Annotated in this window: 15 protein-coding genes; 10 read left to right on the top strand and 5 right to left on the bottom strand. The window is 66.8% G+C overall.

Annotated elements, in window-relative coordinates; all coding sequences use genetic code 11:
- Window positions 1-15 precede the first annotated feature (15 nt).
- Window positions 16-756 carry a TetR family transcriptional regulator gene (locus AC1DKQ_RS04405; RefSeq protein ID WP_476918314.1) on the top strand — a complete coding sequence of 247 codons (741 nt, stop codon included), beginning with the start codon at window positions 16-18 and terminating at the stop codon, window positions 754-756.
- An 88-nt stretch (window positions 757-844) separates the two neighbouring features.
- Complete coding sequence (locus AC1DKQ_RS04400; protein WP_476918313.1) at window positions 845-3,055, top strand: acyl-CoA dehydrogenase family protein; 2,211 nt, start codon at window positions 845-847, stop codon at window positions 3,053-3,055.
- Between the two features lie 75 nt (window positions 3,056-3,130).
- On the opposite strand, the gene glgA is transcribed toward AC1DKQ_RS04400, so the two are convergent.
- Window positions 3,131-4,336: a glycogen synthase gene (glgA, locus tag AC1DKQ_RS04395; RefSeq protein ID WP_476918312.1), complete on the bottom strand. Its 1,206-nt coding sequence runs from the start codon at window positions 4,334-4,336 to the stop codon at window positions 3,131-3,133.
- Window positions 4,337-4,438: 102 nt separating this feature from the next.
- Here glgA and glgC point away from each other — a divergent pair, with 102 nt between their 5' ends.
- The 5 genes from glgC to AC1DKQ_RS04370 all read left to right on the top strand — a co-directional run bounded on the left by glgC (window position 4,439) and on the right by AC1DKQ_RS04370 (window position 9,686).
- Entirely contained in the window at window positions 4,439-5,854 is a 1,416-nt protein-coding gene (gene glgC / locus AC1DKQ_RS04390; protein WP_476883347.1) for a glucose-1-phosphate adenylyltransferase, read from the top strand.
- Between the two features lie 60 nt (window positions 5,855-5,914).
- Window positions 5,915-7,423 carry an SDR family NAD(P)-dependent oxidoreductase gene (locus AC1DKQ_RS04385; RefSeq protein ID WP_476918311.1) on the top strand — a complete coding sequence of 503 codons (1,509 nt, stop codon included), beginning with the start codon at window positions 5,915-5,917 and terminating at the stop codon, window positions 7,421-7,423.
- Between the two features lie 19 nt (window positions 7,424-7,442).
- Window positions 7,443-7,910: a pyridoxamine 5'-phosphate oxidase family protein gene (locus tag AC1DKQ_RS04380; RefSeq protein WP_476918310.1), complete on the top strand. Its 468-nt coding sequence runs from the start codon at window positions 7,443-7,445 to the stop codon at window positions 7,908-7,910.
- 44 nt (window positions 7,911-7,954) lie between these two features.
- Window positions 7,955-8,692, top strand: coding sequence for a VOC family protein (locus tag AC1DKQ_RS04375; RefSeq protein ID WP_476883344.1), 738 nt, complete (start codon window positions 7,955-7,957; stop codon window positions 8,690-8,692).
- 262 nt (window positions 8,693-8,954) lie between these two features.
- Window positions 8,955-9,686 carry a response regulator gene (locus AC1DKQ_RS04370; protein ID WP_476883343.1) on the top strand — a complete coding sequence of 244 codons (732 nt, stop codon included), beginning with the start codon at window positions 8,955-8,957 and terminating at the stop codon, window positions 9,684-9,686.
- Between the two features lie 47 nt (window positions 9,687-9,733).
- Here AC1DKQ_RS04370 and AC1DKQ_RS04365 read toward each other — a convergent pair whose 3' ends face one another.
- The gene (locus AC1DKQ_RS04365; protein ID WP_476883342.1) at window positions 9,734-11,434 is read right to left on the bottom strand and encodes a GAF domain-containing sensor histidine kinase; all 1,701 of its coding nucleotides are present in this window, start codon (window positions 11,432-11,434) and stop codon (window positions 9,734-9,736) included.
- 159 nt (window positions 11,435-11,593) lie between these two features.
- Here AC1DKQ_RS04365 and AC1DKQ_RS04360 point away from each other — a divergent pair, with 159 nt between their 5' ends.
- Window positions 11,594-12,091 carry a pyridoxamine 5'-phosphate oxidase family protein gene (locus tag AC1DKQ_RS04360; RefSeq protein ID WP_476918309.1) on the top strand — a complete coding sequence of 166 codons (498 nt, stop codon included), beginning with the start codon at window positions 11,594-11,596 and terminating at the stop codon, window positions 12,089-12,091.
- Window positions 12,092-12,187: 96 nt separating this feature from the next.
- Here the strand turns inward: AC1DKQ_RS04360 and AC1DKQ_RS04355 are convergent, their stop codons facing one another.
- Genes AC1DKQ_RS04355 through AC1DKQ_RS04345 form a run of 3 tightly spaced genes read right to left on the bottom strand, consistent with a single transcriptional unit; the run spans window position 12,188 to window position 15,550 of the window.
- Window positions 12,188-13,039 (bottom strand): transglutaminase family protein, encoded by an 852-nt coding sequence (locus tag AC1DKQ_RS04355; protein WP_476918308.1) that lies wholly within the window; start codon window positions 13,037-13,039, stop codon window positions 12,188-12,190.
- Window positions 13,036-13,962: an alpha-E domain-containing protein gene (locus AC1DKQ_RS04350; protein WP_090577845.1), complete on the bottom strand. Its 927-nt coding sequence runs from the start codon at window positions 13,960-13,962 to the stop codon at window positions 13,036-13,038. The genes AC1DKQ_RS04355 and AC1DKQ_RS04350 overlap by 4 nt, the downstream gene beginning before the upstream one ends.
- Window positions 13,955-15,550, bottom strand: coding sequence for a circularly permuted type 2 ATP-grasp protein (locus AC1DKQ_RS04345; RefSeq protein WP_476883339.1), 1,596 nt, complete (start codon window positions 15,548-15,550; stop codon window positions 13,955-13,957). Before AC1DKQ_RS04345 ends, AC1DKQ_RS04350 begins: the two co-directional genes overlap by 8 nt.
- 142 nt (window positions 15,551-15,692) lie before the next feature.
- Here AC1DKQ_RS04345 and AC1DKQ_RS04340 point away from each other — a divergent pair, with 142 nt between their 5' ends.
- Together AC1DKQ_RS04340 and pepN are read left to right on the top strand one after the other, a co-directional pair.
- Window positions 15,693-16,703, top strand: coding sequence for a YeiH family protein (locus AC1DKQ_RS04340; protein ID WP_476918307.1), 1,011 nt, complete (start codon window positions 15,693-15,695; stop codon window positions 16,701-16,703).
- 34 nt (window positions 16,704-16,737) lie between these two features.
- Window positions 16,738-19,365, top strand: coding sequence for an aminopeptidase N (pepN, locus tag AC1DKQ_RS04335; RefSeq protein WP_476918306.1), 2,628 nt, complete (start codon window positions 16,738-16,740; stop codon window positions 19,363-19,365).
- The last annotated feature ends 40 nt before the right edge of the window (window positions 19,366-19,405 follow it).

Genomic DNA, 19,405 nt, shown 5'->3' with positions numbered 1-19,405 from the left:
GATACGCTTGGTATCGTGAACATCCTCAACGACACTCCGCGCGCCGGGCAGGCCGCCGTCGACGGCCGCGCTTCCCGCTGGCAGTCCCACCGCGAGGAGCGGCGGCGGGAGCTCATCAAGTCGGCCCGGAGGGCGGTGCACGCCCTTGGCAGTGACGCGTCGATGGAGGACATTGCCGCGGCGGCGGGAACCTCAAAGTCCGTTTTCTACCGGTATTTCGGCGACAAAGCCGGACTCCAGCAGGCCGTGGGCGAAGTAGTCCTGAGCCAGATGCAGCGGCGCATCCAGGAGGCGGCCCAGGGCGCCGAGACGCCCCGCGAAGGCCTGTTCGCCATGGTGTCCGCCTACCTGCAGATGGCCGAGACCAGCCCGAATGTCTACACCTTCGTCACGCGCCACGCCCCCGGCGAAGCGGATACCGCTGATCCGTCCACTTCCACAGCCGGCGCATTGAGCCACTTCTTCGCTGCCATCAGCGACATGATTGCCCGGCCCATGCGCAGCCATCTAGGCGGCGGCCAGGACAAAGAAGCCGTGATCGGCTACTGGCCCAATGCCGCGATCGGCCTGGTTCGGAACGCCGGAGAGCAATGGCTCGCCGGCCCGCCGGGGCCCAAGAGGCCGGACCAGGAAGCCATGGCGCGGCAGATCACGGACTGGCTCTGTTTCGGCATCGCCCCCGAGCTGCAGTCACCGGCGGACCAGTCACCGGCGGACACGGCCGGCAAGGACACGGCCGGCCGGGGCACGCTGTAGCGGCGGCTCCGGCCCCGCCTACGAACTGAATCGTCAGCATTTTGAATTATCAGCACTACAGATTGTCAGAACCACAGAAGGAAACGACATGACTGAACTAGCCGACCGCACTGAACCAGCCGACCGCACGACGGGCAACGTGGCTCGCACCACCACGACGCCGGCAGCGAGGACAACAGCCGGCCGTTCCGGCGCCCAACCCGGTTCCCCCGAGGCGCCCGCCGTCGACGTCGCGGCCCTTGGCGAACAACTGCTTGGCAGGTGGGCGGACATCCGGCTGAAGTCCAGGGCCCTCGCCGGGCTCCCGGAACTGCACAAGATCGAGGGCCTGACCCACACCGAGCATCGCCAACGCGCGTTCGAACAGCTCAGTATCCTGGTGGACAACGGCGCCGTGCACCGCGCATTCCCCACGTCGGTAGGAGGCGCGGATGATCACGGCGGGAACGTGGCCGGTTTCCAGGAGCTGGTCATCGCCGACCCTTCGCTGCAGATCAAAGCCGGAGTCCAGTGGGGCCTGTTCGGCTCCGCAGTGAACCACCTCGGCACCGCCGGACACCACGAGAAGTGGCTGCCCGGCATCATGAGCCTGGACATCCCGGGCTGCTTCGCCATGACCGAGACCGGCCACGGTTCCGACGTGGCCAGCATTGCCACCACCGCCACCTACGACCCCGCCGCCGGGGAATTCGTGGTCCACACGCCGTTCCGGGCCGCGTGGAAAGACTACATCGGCAACGCCGCCACCGACGGCCTAGCCGCCGTCGTATTCGCCCAGCTGGTGACAAAGGGCGTCAACCATGGCGTGCACGCGTTCTACATGGACCTCCGGGACCCCGCGACCAAGGAATTCCTGCCGGGCATCGGCGGCGAGGACGACGGCGTAAAAGGCGGACTGAATGGCATCGACAACGGCCGGCTCCACTTCACGAACGTCCGGATCCCCCGCACCAACCTCTTGAACCGCTACTGCAACGTGGACCCTGAAGGCAACTACACCTCCCCCATCGCCAGCCCGGGCCGCCGCTTCTTCACCATGCTCGGCACGTTGGTCCAGGGCCGGGTCTCCCTCGACGGCGCCGCCGTGACGGCGTCGAAACTGGCGCTGAAAACTGCCATCCAGTACGCCACCGAACGCCGCCAGTTCAATGCCTCATCCCAGACCGACGAGGAAGTGCTGCTGGACTACCAGCGGCACCAGCGCCGGCTCTTCACCCGCCTGGCCACGACGTACGCCGCGAGCTTCGCCAGCGAGCAGCTCCTGCAGAAATTCGACGACGTCTTCTCCGGCCGCCACGACACAGACCAGGACCGCCAGGACCTCGAGACCCTGGCCGCGGCACTCAAGCCACTCAGCACCTGGCACGCATTGGACACCTTGCAGGAATGCCGCGAGGCCTGCGGAGGCGCCGGATTCCTGATCGAGAACCGTTTCGCGTCGCTTCGCGCCGACCTCGACGTGTACGCCACCTTCGAAGGCGACAACACCGTCCTGCTGCAGCTGGTCGCGAAGCGCCTGCTGGCCGACTACGCCAAGGAATTCCGCACCGTGAACTTCGGCGTGCTGGCCCGCTACGTCGTGGGCCAGGCCACCGGTGTCGCGATCCACCGCACCGGACTGCGCGGCGTCGCACAGTTCGTGGCGGACACCGGATCAGTGCAGAAGGCGGCCCTGGCGATCAAGGACGAAGCGAGCCAGCGGACTCTGCTGACGGACCGCGTCCAGACCATGGTCGCGGAGGTGGCCGCAGCCCTCAAGGGCGCGAACAGGCTCCCGCAGCAGCAGGGAGCCGCCTTGTTCAACGCGCATCAGCACGAACTCATCGAAGCCGCCCAGGCTCATGCGGAGCTGCTGCAGTGGGAAGCCTTTACGGAGGCGCTCGGGAAAGTGACAGACCCGGGCACGCACAAGGTCCTGACGTGGCTGCGTGATCTGTTCGGCCTGTCCCTCATCGAGAAGAACCTGTCCTGGTACCTCATGAACGGCAGGCTCTCGATGCAGCGCGGACGCACCGTGGGCGAATACATCAACCGCCTGCTCGTGAAGATCCGCCCGCACGCCCTCGACCTCGTGGATGCCTTCGGATACGGGCCGGAGCACCTCCGCGCTGAGATCTCCACCGGCGCGGAGAAGGTCCGCCAGGATGAGGCCCGGGACTACTTCCGGAAGCAGCGGGCCAGCGGCCAGGCACCCCTGGACGAAAAGATCCTTCTCGCCCGCGCGGCTCAGGCCGCAAAGGCCCACGCCACAAAAGCCACTGGCATTAATACCCGCAGCACTAATACCCGCAGCGTCTGACCCAGCCGAATACGACGACGGCGCCGCCCCCTCAGCCGGGGCGGCGCCGTCGTCGTACTGCCGTTTGGACGCGGGTCAGGAGTCCTTGTTGAGCACCGAGCGGTAAACCTCGAGCGTAGTCTCCGTGATGGATTCCCAGGAGAAGTGCTCCTCGGCCCGGCGCCGGCCGGCTTCGCCCATGGCGCGCGCCCGGGCGGGATCGGACACCACTTCGATGAGGGCCTCGGCGAAGTCGGTGACGAACTTCTCCGGGTCCAACGGGATGCCGGTGCCGTCCGTGACCTGCTCGATCGGAACAAGCAGTCCGGTCTTGCCGTGCTCGACGACCTCCGGAATACCGCCGGTGGCGCTGGCCACCACGGCAGCGCCGCACGCCATCGCCTCCAGGTTGACGATGCCCAGCGGTTCGTAGATGGACGGGCACGCGAACGCGGTCGCGTGGCTGAGCACCTGGATGACCTCGTTGCGGGGCAGCATCCGCTCGATCAGGATCACGCCGCTGCGCTGGCTCTGGAGTTCCTCGATCAGGCGTGCCGTCTCGGCCGCCAGCTCCGGAGTGTCCGCGGCACCGAGGCACAGCACCAGCTGGACGTCGGCCGGGAGCTTGGCGGCGGCCCGCAGCAGGTACGGTACGCCCTTCTGCCTGGTGTTCCGGCCGACAAAAACAACGCTGGGGCGCTCCGGATCGATCCCGAGCGGACGGATGATGTCATCAGATTCGTCCCGGTTCCACTGGCTGACATCGATGCCGTTGTGGACCACCTTGACCTTGGCCGGGTCAACGTCCGGATAGCTGCGCAGGATGTCCTGGCGCATCCCTTCCGAGACGGCGATGATGGCGGCAGCGGCCTCGTAGGCGGTCTTTTCCACCCATGAGGACACCGCGTATCCGCCACCGAGCTGCTCGGCCTTCCACGGGCGCAGCGGCTCCAGGCTGTGGGCGCTGAGGACATGCGGGATGCCGTGGAGCAGCGACGCGATATGTCCGGCCATGTTGGCATACCAGGTGTGGGAGTGGACCAGGTCCGCGCCGGCTATATCCGGAACGATTCTCAGGTCCACCCCGAGGGTCTGGATAGCGGCGTTTGCTGAGCCCAGGTCTTGGGGCACGGAATACGACGTGACGGTCGCTCCGTGATACCCGGGCTCGCGGGGCGCGCCGAAGGCACGCACCTGAAGGTCCACGCGTTGGGCCAGCACCCTGCTGAGCTCGGCCACGTGGACCCCGGCGCCGCCGTAGATTTCCGGCGGGAATTCTTTGGTCACAATATCTATTCGCACATGCACCAAGGTAGTCGTTACGGTGGAACTGATCTAGTGTGAAGACGTTCGGGCATACCGGACTGTATTGGGGAGTAACGAAGGCGTTCAGGAGCGATCACCATGCCGCATCAAAAGAGAGTTTTGGCAATTGTCCTCGCAGGTGGCGAGGGAAACCGGCTCATGCCGTTGACGGCGGACCGGGCCAAGCCTGGTGTCCCGTTTGCCGGAAGCTACCGGCTTATAGACTTTGCCCTTTCAAATCTTGTGAATTCCCGCTATCTGCAAATTGTGGTGTTGACGCAATACAAGTCCCACAGCCTTGACCGGCACATTTCAGAAACGTGGCGCATGTCCACCCAACTGGGGAACTATGTGGCCTCGGTCCCGGCCCAGCAGCGCGTGGGCAAGAGCTGGTTCCTCGGCAGCGCCAACGCCATCTATCAGTCACTGAACCTCATTCATGACGCCAATCCCGACATCGTCGTCGTGGTCGGCGCAGACCACGTCTACCGGATGGACTTCTCCCAGATGGTGGCGCAGCACGTTGCCAGCGGGGCCAAAGCCACAGTCGCCGCCGTCCGCCAGCCGCTGCACATGGCGGACCAGTTCGGCGTGATCGAAACGGACGCGGACAACCCGGAGAAGATTGCCGCGTTTGTCGAGAAGCCGTCGTCGACGCCCGGCCTCGCGGCCGACCCCAGCCAGTTCCTGGCCTCCATGGGCAACTACGTGTTCGACGCCGACGCCCTGATCGAAGCCCTCCACGTCGACGCCGAGCGACTCGACACCAAGCACGACATGGGCGGAGACATCATTCCCTACTTCGTGAACCAGGGCGAAGCCGGCGTCTACGACTTCACCCTCAACGACATCCCCGGCTCCACCGAACGGGACCGCACCTACTGGCGCGACGTCGGCACCATCGATTCGTTCTACGACGCCCACATGGACCTGATCTCCCCCGTTCCGGTCTTCAACCTCTACAACTCCGAGTGGCCGATCTACACACGCCAGACCATCTCCCCGCCGGCCAAGTTTGTCCGCGGCAAGTCCAACACCGTGGGCACGGCACTGGATTCCATCGTGGCCAGCGGCGTCGTCGTCTCCGGCGGCATCGTGGAGGGGTCCGTGCTCTCCAACGACGTCTATGTCAGCACCTCGAGCCGGGTCCTGGACTCGGTCCTGATGGACAAGGTCAACGTCGGCGAAGGCGCAGTAATCAAACGCGCCATCATCGACAAGAACGTCAAGGTTCCGGCCGGGGCCGCGATCGGACTCGACCCCGAACTGGACCGCGCCCGCGGGTTCAAGGTCACCGACTCCGGGATCACGGTCCTGTCCAAGGGGCAGCTTGTCCCGGATCCCAGCGATGCGGAACGGGCGCTCTCCGCGGCCAACCTGCGCCTGGTCCCCGATGCCGTCCGCACTGCCACGGAAAGCTGGCCCGAACTGCGGGAGTCCGTGGACAAGGTCGCGGACGTGCAGGCCGCCGCAGTCGGCGCGGACGCACCGGCCAAGCAATCGCCCACGGCATAGGCAGGCGGGGGCCCGGCACCGCGTCACGCCGGGCTCCCCGCACCCTGTAAAATTAGGGCAATGAGCTCCCCCGATCTGTCTTCCGATCTTCCCCCTGCCGAGGCTGGTCTCGCCGAGGCCGGCCCTGCCGATCTGACCTCGGAGGAAATCCAGGCCTGCCTGAAGGTCCTGAACACTATCCACGCCTATGACGAGGAACACCCGGACTACGTTTCCGTGCGCCGCGCCACCGGGAAGATGTTCAAAGCCGTCAAGCGCCACCGGCGGGTCAGCAAACGCGATGAGATCGCCGAAGCGGACCGCGCCGTGATCGCCCAGACGGCGACGGCGGCCCCCGACAGGATCGACGACGAGACGCGAGGCAACAAGCTCGCCACCTCCGCGACCGGGGAGATCGCCGGCCACCTCCTCAGGTCCCGGCCGTGCTACATCTGCAAGCAGCACTACACTCAGGTTGACGCCTTCTATCACCAGCTATGCCCCGAGTGCGCCATGTTCAGCCACAGCAAACGCGACGCCCGCACCGACCTGACCGGCCGCAGGGCCCTGCTGACCGGCGGCCGGGCCAAGATCGGCATGTACATCGCGCTCCGGCTCCTCCGGGACGGCGCCCACACCACCATCACCACCCGGTTCCCCAAGGACGCCGCCCGCCGCTTCGCCGCCATGGAGGACAGCGCCGACTGGCTGCACCGGCTCCGGATCGTGGGCATCGACCTCCGCGACCCGTCCCAGGTGATGGCCCTGACGGATTCCCTCGACGCCGCCGGACCGCTGGACATCATCATCAACAACGCGGCCCAGACAGTGCGGCGCTCCGGCAACGCCTACAAGCCCCTCGTCGACGCCGAGGACGAGCCGCTGCCGGCCGCCCTCCAGGCTGCCAACGGCGGCCCGGAGCTCGTCACGTTCGGCCACGCCCACGACAAGCACCCGCTTGCCCTCGCCAGCAGCGTGCTGGACCATCCCGTACTGGCAGGGGACGCAATCACGTCCCTGGCCCTGTCCACGGGTTCCGCGTCGCTGGAACGCATTGCCTCCGGCACCGCAATCGACGCCGGCGGTCTGGTCCCGGACCTCGCTACGATCAACAGCTGGACCCAGGTGCTGGACGAAGTGGATCCGTTGGAAATGCTCGAAGTGCAGCTGTGCAACGTGACGGCTCCGTTCCTGCTGGTCAGCCGGCTGCGCGGCGCCATGAAGCGCTCCACCGCGCGGCGGAAGTACATCGTCAATGTCAGCGCCATGGAAGGCCAGTTCTCCCGCGCCTACAAGGGCCCGGGGCACCCGCACACGAACATGGCCAAGGCCGCGCTGAACATGATGACCCGGACCAGCGCCCAGGAAATGCTCGACGCCGACGGCATCCTCATGACGGCCGTGGACACCGGCTGGATCACGGACGAGCGGCCGCACTACACCAAAGTCCGGCTTATGGAAGAGGGATTCCACGCGCCCCTGGACCTGGTTGACGGCGCTGCCCGCGTGTATGACCCCATCGTGATGGGCGAGTCCGGCGAGGACCAGTACGGGGTCTTCCTGAAGGACTACAAGCCCAGTCCTTGGTGACAGGTGTAACCTGCTCCCCATGGACACCATCACTCCCCCGCCGGACCACTCGCTGACCATCGACCAATGCTGGGAGCTGCTCGAAGCCCAAATCGTGGGACGTGTAGCGCTGATCGTGGACAGCCATCCGGAGATCTTCCCGGTGAACTTCGTGCTGGAGCGGCGGACGATTGTCTTCCGCACAGCCGGCGGCACAAAACTGTGGGGCGCCATCACGGGCAAGCCGGTGGCATTCGAGATCGACGGCTACGACGCCCCCGACGAGTCGGCCTGGAGCGTGATGGCCCGCGGCGAAGCCGAACTGATAGAGAACCAGGCGGACAAGGACGCGGCGGACGCCCTGCTCTTGGAACCATGGCAGCCCGGAGACAAACCATATTACGTGCGTGTAGCTCCCAAGGCCCTGACCGGACGACGCTTCAAGGTCAACCGGCCCGATGTGTGGACCACCCGCCCCTCGGACCAGCGCCGCGCCTCGTTTGAATAGGCGTGCCCCCATAGCGGGTGTTACCTGGGGTAGGGTCAGGCGGTATGGCGCTGCGACTTGTTCAGGTGAATTTCAAGGCCCGGGATGACATAGCGCTCGGCCGGTTCTGGGCGGACGCGCTCGGCTGGGGTGTTTCCAGCGAGGGACCCGGCGTGACCAATGTTGAGCCCGTGGTTTTCGCGTGGCCGGACCCCGTCGCCGTCTGCGTCGATGTCGTCACTGTCCCGGACCCCGAGACGGTGAGGTACCGCGCGCATCTCGACCTCGCCAGTAATTCTGCGGCCCATCAGGCGGAGCTGGTGGCGCACCTGTTGAAGCTCGGTGCGACGCCCGCCGACGTGGGCCAAGGTGATGTGCCATGGACGGCTCTGGCCGACCCGGAGGGCAACCTGTTCCGGGTGCTGGAGCCGAGGACGATCTACCGGGACACTGGGCCGATCGGCGCCGTGGTGGTCAACTGTGAGGATCCGCGGGCCATGGCCCGGTTCTGGGCCGAGGCGACGGACTGGACCCTACACGAGGTGAACGACGATCATGCCAGGCTGCGTTCGGCCAAGGGCGTCGGGCCGTATCTGGAGTTCCTTCGCATGCCCGCCCTGAAGACCGTATGTGGTCGTGTCCATCTCGACCTGATGCCGTACCCCGGTGATGATCAAGCGGCAGAGGTTGCCCGGCTGCGGGCTCTGGGCGCCACTGACGCCGACGTCGGCCAGGGCGATGTTCCGTGGGTCTGCCTCGCCGACCCGGAGGGCAACGAGTTCTGCGTCCTCACCCCTGGCTGAAGCGGGCCGCCGTCGGGCCCGGCATGGGGCCAAAAGTCATGCAAGCACACCAGCCCGCGTTCCGATAAGTCCCAGCGCAGCGGCCGGAGGCGGCCCGCTGGGCATAATGACCCTTGTCCGTGGCGCCGCAGTGCACAAGAATGGCAGAGGCTGGGGTAAGTCAATGAACCACAGAATTCAATGAAGCACAGAGTTCAATGAACCACAGAATTCAGAGAACACAGTTTCGAGCGGTCCTGAAAAGCGGCCGGACGGGAGAACCATGATTGCCTGGGCAGACGCAGGTCTCACTGCCGCCGATGGCGTGCAGGCGGTGATCCGCGTCTTTATCCTTGATGACCACGAACTTGTCAGACGGGGGCTGCAGGAACTCCTCGAGGGCGAGGGCTTCGTGGTGGTCGGCAGTTCCGGATCCGCGGTGGAGGCGACCCGCCGGATTCCCGCACTGCACCCCGATGTCTGTGTGCTGGATGCCCGCCTACCGGACGGAACTGGCATTGAGGTCTGCCGGGACGTGCGGTCGGTGGACCCGTCCTTGAACTGCATCATCCTGACGAGCTTCGACGACGAGCAGGCCCTGCGCGGCGCTGTCCTGGCCGGTGCGCGGGGATATGTGCTCAAGGAAATCGGCGGCACGGACCTGATCGGCGCTCTGCGGCGGGCAGCAGCGGGCGAGACCCTCTTTGAAGAAGGCGTCGCCGCCGGCGTCGTGGACAGCCTGGTGGAGGCCGAGGAAGTTGACCCGCGCACCTCATCCCTCACGCCCCAGGAACGCAAGGTCTTGGAGCTGGTGGGCGGCGGACTGACCAATCGGCAAATTGCCGCCGAAATGTTCCTGGCGGAAAAGACCGTCAAGAACTATGTGTCCTCGCTGCTGGCCAAGCTCGGATTCGAACGACGCACCCAGGCTGCTGTCTTCATCGCCAGCCCGGCGTTTCCCGTGGCCTCCGGCGCCACAGCCGGCGACGGGACCCGGCCGCATAGCGTCCGGTAGCGTCCGCGCCCAAATAGCCTCCGACGGCGTCGGCCGGAGGGGCACGGCTAGATGGGCACGGACCATTCCAGGCTGGTACCGGCGTCGGGCGCGCTCGTGATGATGCATTCGCCGTCGAGCATGCGTGCCCGGTCCTCGAGATTGCTCAGCCCATTGCGTTTTCCGGGTTGGGCGAATCCGGCGCCGTTGTCCCTGATCACCACCGTCACCCGGCCCTTGACCACGGCGACCGAAACCGAGATGGTATCCGCCCCGGAGTGCCGGATGGCGTTGCTGAGCCCCTCAGAAACCACAGCCACGACGTTGTCGGCCTTGTCCGGCGTCACAGCATCCACGGGTCCCGTGATGGTCAGGCGCGGCGCGAATGGCATGGATTTCGCCGAACTTCGCGTGACCCGACGGATCCGTCCGCTGAGCAATTCTGTATCGGCGATATTGCTCTTCAGTGAGTAAATGGTGTCGCGCAGGCTGCGGATCGCCTCGTCGAGTTCACCTGTGATGAGGTGGATGCGCTCCCACGCCAAGTCGTCCTTCGTGAACCGGGTGAGGCTCTGCACGCTCAGCCCGGCGGCGAACAGCCGCTGGATGACGAGGTCGTGCAGGTCCCGGGCGATCCTGTCGCGGTCCGTGAAGACCAGGAGCTCCTCGCGGAGGCGGTGCACCCTGGATAGTTCCAAGGCGAGGGCCACGTGGGAGCCGAAGACGGCCCCCATCTCCATGTCGGTCCGGGTGTAGCGGACCGAATCCTTTCTCCGTGCCAGCAGCAGGAGGCCGTGGTGGGCGCCCTGGGTGCTCAGTGCCACTGCCAAGAGAGGCCCGGTGACGCCGGCGTCGACCTCCCCGACCACTTCCGACGCATCGTCGAAAAGCACCGGCTCACCGCCTTCGAGGACACTATCAAGGAGTCCTGATTCGAGGTGCAATGACCTTCCGGAAAACGCCGTGCCCCGCTCCCCGGCAACTCCGATAACGACGTGCGCAACGCCGTTGGCGGCTGGAGCCACCAGCAGGGCGAGATCGGACGCGGACTCCTGGAGCGCCCGGCCGGCAATCGGGTCCAGGCCGCCCGAGGTGTAGTCGCGGTCCGTGCTCAGCATCAGCCCGGAGACGTCCATGCAAGCTTCCAGCCAGCGGGCCCTGCGGCGGGCATCGTCATAAAGCCGGGCATTCTCAATGGCAACACCGGCGGCGGCCGCCAACGCGACGGCCAAGGCCTCGTCCTCGGCGGTGAAGTCTTCCCCGCCTTCTTTTTCCGTGAGGTAGAGGTTCCCGAACGCCACCTCCCGGACCCGGACCGGGACCCCCAGGAAGGACTGCATGGGAGGGTGGTGTGCGGGGAACCCGTAGGCTTCAGCGTGCTTGCTCAGATCATGCAGCCGAAGCGGCCGGGGATCTGTAATCAGGAGGCCGAGGACGCCGTGGCCTGTCGGCAGCGGACCAATCTTCCGCGCCAGTTCGCCGTCGATCCCGACAGTGATGAAGTGGCTCAGCGCGTGGTCATCACCGATGACACCCAGGGCACCAAACCGTGCACGCAACAACCGGCAGGCAGATTCCACCACGCGTTCCAAGACGGCATCCAAGCTCAGGTCCTCGGTCAGGGCCACGACCGCTTCCAACAGGCCCGCCATGCGTTCCTTGGATTGGAGCAGCTCTTCTGCCCGGGCGCCGAACCCCTTCAGCAGTTCCTCAACCACGGGGTTTGGCTCGGATACGGCATGGCCTGAACCTTCACCCGTTGAATGCATGTCATTGCCCCCACTCGCTCCGGCCCGTGTCGACGCTGACCGTCCTATGCCAGAATACAGCGAACCACTCAGGAAAGCCTTAGGCTTCAGGGTTTTAAACCGGCGGCTGGGACCATTTGCCCTAGCCGCCCTCAGCCCCGGCGGCGTACCCTCGCCGTCATGAGTACTGATTCGAGCCCGGGCAGTCACGAGTCAAGGGACCAGGCCCACGCGGTGGAAAACCTGGACCACCACGAATGCTGGCAGTTATTGCGCAGCGTCTCGGTCGGCCGGCTGGCGGTCTGGGTGGACGATCACCCCGACATCTTCCCCCTCAACTACAAAGTGGACCACGGCACGCTGGTCTTCCGGACCGCCGAGGGCACCAAGCTGCAGGCGGCAACCGGCGACACGCCGGTGGCGCTGGAGGCCGATGGCGTGGACGCGGACACTGGAGTCGCCTGGAGTGTCGTGGTCAAGGGCCAGGCCGCGCCGGTGCAGAACCCGCAGGAAGTCATGGACACGGTGGGCCTCTTGCTGTTCCCGTGGCAGGCCGGACAAAAGGAACACTTCGTCCGGATCACGCCGGACACCGTCACCGGGCGCCGTTTCAAAGTGGTGCCGCCCCAGACGTGGTGGACTCCGCTGGACGACTCCACCCGCTCCGGCCTCGAATAGACAAACCCCCACAACACAGCTTGCGCTACCAGATCGGGCTGCTATAAGGGCTCAGGGCAGCCCGATCTGACAGGGCAACTGGGGGCGCGGCGCGGTTTAGGCCAGGCGGGTGATCTCCACGCTGACGCTGAGGGCCGATCCCCCGCCGCCGGACAGGATGCCCTTGAGCGGCGGCACGTCGCGGTAGTCGCGGCCCCGGGCCACAGTGACGTGGAAATCCCCCGCCGGTTTGTGGTTTGTCGGGTCCCAGCTCCGCCAATCGCCGTCCCACCACTCCAGCCACGCATGGGATTGGCCGGCAACTGTCTCGCCGAGATCCGCCGTCGAACGGGGGTGCAGGTAGCCGGAAACGTAGCGGGCCGGGATGCCGCAGCTGCGCAGCGAGCCGATGGCGAGGTGTGCCAGGTCCTGGCAGACGCCTTGGCGCTGGTTCCAGGCTTGCTCGGCGTTCGTGGTGACGCCGGTGGAGCCCCTCATGTAGGTCATTTCGCCCCGCATCCAGGCAAACACTGCCATGGCCGCCTCGTGCGGCGTTTTTCCTTCCACTACCCCGGGAACGATGGCGAGCACCTCGGAGCCCGGCCCGGTCAGCTGGGACTGCGGGATCCAGTCACTGAACTGGTTGAGGGTCTCCGGGGCCGCCAGGACGTCCCACCCGACGATGTCTGCTTCGGCCGCGATTTTCTCGACCCGGTGCACCTCAACGGTGGTGGTGGACAGGACTTCGAGGTGGTCGTGCGGCATCTGCATGTCGAAGGCCGTTACGCGCGTGCCCCAGTAGTCGCGATAGCTGCTCATGGCCGCCTGCGAGGGCGAGACCTTCATGGAGGACTCCAGGACTACCTGCTGCGGGTCGGTCAGCGGGGTCATCCGGGCCTCGTTGTAGGACAGGGTGACGCGTTTGTTGTACTTGTAGGCCGTCTTGTGGACGATATTTAGCCGGGTCATGAAACTTCTCCCACCCAGGCCAGCTCGTCTGCCTGATTGAAGTACTTACGGGAAATGGCGTCCGAGGCCTGCGATACCGCCTTTTGCACACGCTCCATGTGCTCCGGCAGCTCCGACATGAGGTCATCGGTGCGGTGGAACTCCAGGAAGGTGCGGGCCTGGCCGACAATCCGGCGGGCGTCGTTGATGAAGCCGACGCGCTGGGCCGAGGGGTCCAGCTTTGCCAGGCACTCGTCGGCGTCGCGCAGGGCGTAGACGATGGACCGCGGGAACAGCCGGTCCAGGAGCAGGAATTCGGCCGCGTGCTGGTCCCCGAACGCCGCCCGCCGGGTCCGGAGGAAGGATTCGTACGCGCCGGCGCAGCGGAGCATGTTCACCCAGGACATGCCGGCCGAGAGGACATCGCGGGTGGAGAGCATGCGCGCGGTCATGTCGGCCCGCTCCAGGGACCGGCCCAGGACGAGGAACTGCCAGCTCTCATCATGGCTGACGGTGGTGTCGGCCAGGCCGCTGACCATGGCGGTGCGCTCCAGGACCCAGTTGCAGAACCGGTAGGTGCCCACCACGTCCTTGCGGTGCTGGTTCAGCCCGTAGTAGGTCGTGTTCAGGCTCTCCCAGAGTCCGGAGGAGACGGTCTCGCGGGCGCGGCGGGCGTTTTCTCGGGCCGCGCCGAGGGAACCGGCAATGGACGTGGCGCTCTGCTTGTCGTAAGCGAGGGCGTTGAGCAGTTCGGGCAGGCCGAAATCCTCATTCTGCGCACGGGCACCCATGACGGCGAGGAGTTCCTGCGCGACGCTGCGCTGTTCCTCCATGGGCAGATGGTTGAGCCGCTCGAGGTGGACGTCGAGGATCCGGGCGGTGCCGTCGGCCCGTTCCACGTAGCGGCCGATCCAAAACAGTGACTCGGCAATACGGCTAAGCATTCGCGGTTACCTCCTGCGCGTCAGAAATCTGCTGTTGCTGCTGCTCTTTTTGGCTGTCGCGCCAGTTGCTCTCCACCGGCCAGACCGAAACCCGCTCACGGACTGCGATGGTGGGCCGCGGGATCACTTCGACGGGAACCTGCGGTGAATCGGCCAGGACCCAGGTGTCCTTCGAGCCGCCGCCCTGGCTGGAATTGACGATCAGCGAGCCCTCCTTGAGCGCCACGCGGGTCAGCCCGCCGGGGAGAACCCAGACGTCCTCACCGTCGTTGACGGCGAACGGGCGAAGGTCCACGTGCCGGGGGCCGAACTTGTCGCCGCTGAGCGTGGGCACGGTGGACAGTTGCAGGACCGGCTGCGCGATCCAGCCGCGGGGGTCGGCGACGACGCGCTTGCGCAGCGCCTCAAGTTCGTCCCTGGACGCGTCCGGGCCGATCACCAGGCCCTTGCCGCCGGAACCGTCGACGGGCTTCACCACGAGCTCGGCCAGGTTGTCCAGGACGTATTCACGGGCTTCCTTCTCTTCGAGCCGGAACGTGTCCACGTTGGCGATCATGGGCTCTTCGTTCAGGTAGTACCGGATGAGGTCGGGCACGTAGCTGTAGACCAGCTTGTCATCGGCGACGCCGTTGCCCACGGCGTTTGCGATCGTGACGCCGCCGGCGCGGGCAGCGTTGACCAGGCCGGGGCAGCCGAGCATGGAGTCGGCGCGGAACTGCAGCGGGTCCAGGAATTCATCGTCAATGCGTTTGTAGATGACGTCCACGCGTTGTTCACCGGCCGTGGTGCGCATGTAGACCCGGTTGCCGCGGCAGATGAGGTCGCGGCCCTCCACGAGTTCGACACCCATCAGGCCGGCGAGCAGCGTGTGCTCGAAGTAGGCGCTGTTGAACACGCCGGGGGTCAGAACCACCACGGTGGGATCGTCGACGCCGGACGGCGCCGTCTTCCGCAAGGCTGACAAGAGCCGGCGGGGGTACTCCTCGACCGGGCGGATGAGCTGCTGCCCGAAGGCCTCGGGCAGGCCCTTGGCCATAGCCCGGCGGTTTTCGAGGACGTAGCTGACGCCGGAGGGCACGCGGACGTTGTCCTCCAGGACGCGGAACGTGCCCGCGGCGTCGCGGACGACGTCGATTCCGGAAATGTGGACGCGGACCCCGCCGGCCGGCTCAAAACCGTGCACCTGGCGGTGGAAGTGCGCGCTGGTCGTGACGAGCTGGCGCGGGATGACGCCGTCGGACACCACCGTCATCTTGTCGTAGACGTCGTTGAGGAAGGCTTCCAGGGCACGGACGCGCTGGGCCACACCGCGTTCCAGGACGCTCCACTCATCGGCGGGGATCACCCGGGGAACGATGTCGAGGGGGAAGGGCCGCTCCTCGCCGGCGAAGTCGAACGTCACGCCGCGGTCCAGGAAGGTCCGCGCCATGGAATCGGCGCGGGCACTGACGTCAGCCAACGAGAGTTCACGCAGGGCCAAGGCCACCTGCCCGTAGGACTTCCGGGCCTGCTGGCCGGGGGCAAACATCTCGTCGTAGGCGCCGCTTCGGCCGGCGGCCTCGGAGTAATCCTGGAATAGGTCAGACATGGTCACTAGCCAACCACCTTTTCGTTACGAAATCATTTCGACAGCCCGCGGCACGGCGCTCAGGGAGGGGCGTGCAGCCCGGGGCCGCCTGCCGGGATGGCCGGGGTTAAGGTTTTCCGGCCGGGTACGGCAATGTAGGGGCGTGCCCCCCAAGAATTCCGCGGCCGCGGCCGCACCCGGCCTGATCGGCGCCGCAGTTGCCGTTGCCGTCGCCGTCGCTGTCCATCTGTTGCTCCCTGCGCTGCCGGCGATGACCCTGGCCGTGCTGCTCGGGCTCCTCGCCGCAAACCTGCCCGGAGTGGCGGGGTGGACCGCGGGGCCGGCGCGTCCCGGGCTCGATTTCGCCGGCAAGCACCTCATGCGGGCTGGGATCGTGGTGCTGGGCCTAAAGGTCAGCCTCGGCGATGTGCTGGGCCTGGGCTGGGTGGCGCTGCTGCTCGTGACGGCCGTGGTGCTGGCCGCCTTCGCCGGCACGTACGGCATCAGCAGGCTCTTCCGGCTGCCTCCCCGCGTGGCGCTGCTGGTGGCCACCGGGTTCGCCATCTGCGGCGCCTCCGCGATCGGGGCGATGGCCGCCGTACGCAGAATCCGGCAGGAGGAAACCGTGCTGCCGGTGGCGCTCGTGACCCTGTGCGGAACGCTGGCGATCGGGGTACTGCCCCTGCTCGCGCGGCCGCTGGGCCTGGGCCCGGAGCTCTTCGGGGCGTGGACCGGGGCCTCGGTGCACGACGTCGGGCAGGTGGTCGCCACCGCCCAGACCGCGGGCGCCGCGGCCCTGGCCATCGCCGTCGTCGTCAAACTCACCCGGGTGATCCTGCTGGCGCCAATGGTCGCCGTCGCAGGGTTCCACCACCGGATGGGGACCCCAGCCGACGGCGCCAAACGCCCGCCGGTGATCCCGCTGTTCGTCATCGGATTCGTGGCGCTGGCGGCCCTGCGCACCACCGGGTGGCTCTCCCCCACAATCCTGGACGCGGCCGCCGCCCTCCAGGACGCGCTGCTGGGCATGGCGTTGTTCGGCCTGGGTTCCGCCGTCCGCGTGGGACAGCTGCTGCACACCGGTGCTCGCGCGCTGCTGGCCGCGCTGGCGTCCTGGCTGCTGATCGCCTTGTTGGGCCTGGCGGCCGCCTGCCTGATGTTCCCGCCCGCGTGATCCGGCGCACACGCTCCCGTGATTAGATAGCTGGGTGTCAAACCAGAATCTGCGCCGCGACGAGGCCGCGGCCCGTGCCGCCCTCATCACCACACATAGCTACGACGTCTCCCTCGACGTCCGGCAGGCCGCCGACCCGAACATCGCAGGCTACACAAGCCGCAGCGTCATCTCCTTCTCGGCCAGCGAACCCGGGGCATCGACCTTCGTGGATTTCATCGCGGACAGCGTGCACAGCGTCTTCCTCAACGGCAAGGGCCTCCCGGTAGCCGACGTCGTGGACGGTTCCCGGATCCGGCTCGAGAACCTGCAGCCGGAGAACCAGGTCACCATCACCGGCACAGCGCTGTACAGCACGTCCGGTGAGGGCATGCACCGTTTCGTCGATCCCGCGGACGGGCAGTGCTACCTTTACACGCAGTACGAACCCGCCGACGCCCGCCGGGTGTTCGCGAACTTTGAGCAACCCGATCTGAAGGCCGAGTTCACGTTCCACGTCTTGGCCCCCTCCGACTGGCAGGTGTCCTCCAACGGCGTCGAGGTGCTGCGCACCCAGCTGACGTCCGATCCCGCCACGAGCCGCTGGGACTTCGCCCCCACCAAGGCAATGTCCACCTACATCACCACGGTCTTGGCCGGACCGTACTTCAAGGCCGAGGACGCCTGGAGCGGCACACTGGGCGACGGCACGGTCCTGGACGTGCCGCTGGCACTCTACTGCCGCGCCTCCATGGCCGCGTCCTTCGACGCCGAAGCGCTGTTCAGCCTCACCAAGAACGGGCTGGCCTACTTCAACGAGCTCTTCGATTACCCCTACCCGTGGGGCAAATACGAACAGGCCTTCGTGCCTGAGTACAACCTCGGCGCCATGGAAAACCCTGGCTTGGTGACCTTCACCGAAAGCTACGTCTTCACCTCCCGGGCCGCCGATTCGCAGTACCAGGCCCGGGCCAACACGCTCCTGCACGAGATGGCGCACATGTGGTTTGGCGATCTCGTCACCATGAAGTGGTGGGATGATTTGTGGCTCAAGGAATCCTTCGCCGACTACATGGGCACCCTCGGCGTGGACCGGACCACGGACTGGGACACGGCTTGGGTGAACTTCGCCAACAACCGCAAGGCATGGGCCTACGTCCAGGACCAGCTGCCCACCACGCACCCCATCGTTGCCGACATCCCGGACCTGGAAGCCGCGAAGCAGAACTTTGACGGCATCACCTACGCCAAGGGCGCCTCGGTGCTGAAGCAGCTGGTGGCCTACGTCGGGTTCGAGGCCTTCATTACCGGTTCCCGCCGGTACTTCCGGGACCACGCCTACGGCAACACCACGCTCGCCGAGCTCTTGGCGGCACTCAGCGCGGCATCCGGCCGCGACCTCGGCGAATGGGCCCGCCAATGGCTCCAGACCTCCGGCATCTCTACCCTCTCCTGTGAGATCACCGGGCACGGGGACGCGCTCGGCGCCGTCGCTGTCCTGCAGGACGCCGTGGATCCCACCACCGGCAGGCAGGAGCCCCGGCCGCACCGGCTCCGGATAGGCCTCTACGACTTTGACGACGCCGGCGCACTGGTCCGCACAGACAGCGTCGAGACCGATGTCAGCGGCGCCCGAACCGACGTGACCGGCCTGGCCGGCAAACCACGGCCCGCCCTGCTGCTGGTCAACGACGACGACCTCAGCTACGCCAAGGTCCGGCTCGACCCGCACTCCGAGGCCACAGTGCGCGGATCCCTGGACAAGCTGAACGATCCCATGGCGCGGGCGCTGTGCTGGACTGCACTATGGGATTCGGCCCGCGACGCCGTCGCCCCGGCTTCCCGCTATGTCGACGCCGTCCAGCGTTTCGGCCCCGCGGAAACGGGAATCGGCGTCCTGCTCAACGTGCTGGGCAACGCCTCGACGGCGGTCGAACGCTATGTCCCCCGGGGCCAGCGGGACGCCGTGCGCCGCGGCTTCCTGACCACGGCCGCCGAACAGCTGCAGGCCGCCGCGCCGGGCTCCGACCAGCAGCTGGCCTGGGCCCGAACACTGGCCGCCACCAGCCGCTATGACGCCGGCCGCCTGGACCTGCTCCGGGGCATCCTGGACGGCAGCACCGTGATCGAGGGCCTGGCGGTGGACGCCGAACTGCGCTGGAATCTCTGGCACGGCCTGGCAGCCAACGGCCAGGCCACACCGGAGCAGCTGGACCAGGAGCTCGCCCGGGACAACACGGCGGCCGGCAAATCCGGGCATGCCACGGCCCTGGCCGCCCGCCCGGAGGCATCCGTCAAGGCCGCAGCGTGGGAGGCAGCCGTCCACGGCACGGGGCTGTCCAACCAGCTCCTTAGCGCCACCATCGCCGGGTTCAACACCGGTGCGGCCTCGCTACTGGCCGGATTCATCGACCCGTACTTCGAATCCCTCGAGCAGGTCTGGGCGGACCGGAGCATCGAGATCGCCAGCCGGATTGTCCGCGGCTTCTATCCCGCGGGCCAAGACCTGGACGGCCACGGCGGTACCCCCGAGACCCACGCCGTGATTGCCCGCACGGACCACTGGCTGGCCGACCACCCCGACGCGCCCCGCGCGCTGCGCCGGATCATCATTGAGCAGCGCAGCCACCTGCACCGATCCCTGAAGGCGCAGGCGCTGACGGCGCCGGCCCTCGGCGCCTAAGGGGCCTGGGCGCTCGACGCCGGGAACGCGGCGCCGGCCG

This window comes from Arthrobacter sp. 05L421 (assembly GCF_056397785.1).
The sequence above is the reverse complement of the archived record's forward strand: the minus strand, read 5'-3'. Positions and strand labels throughout refer to the sequence as shown.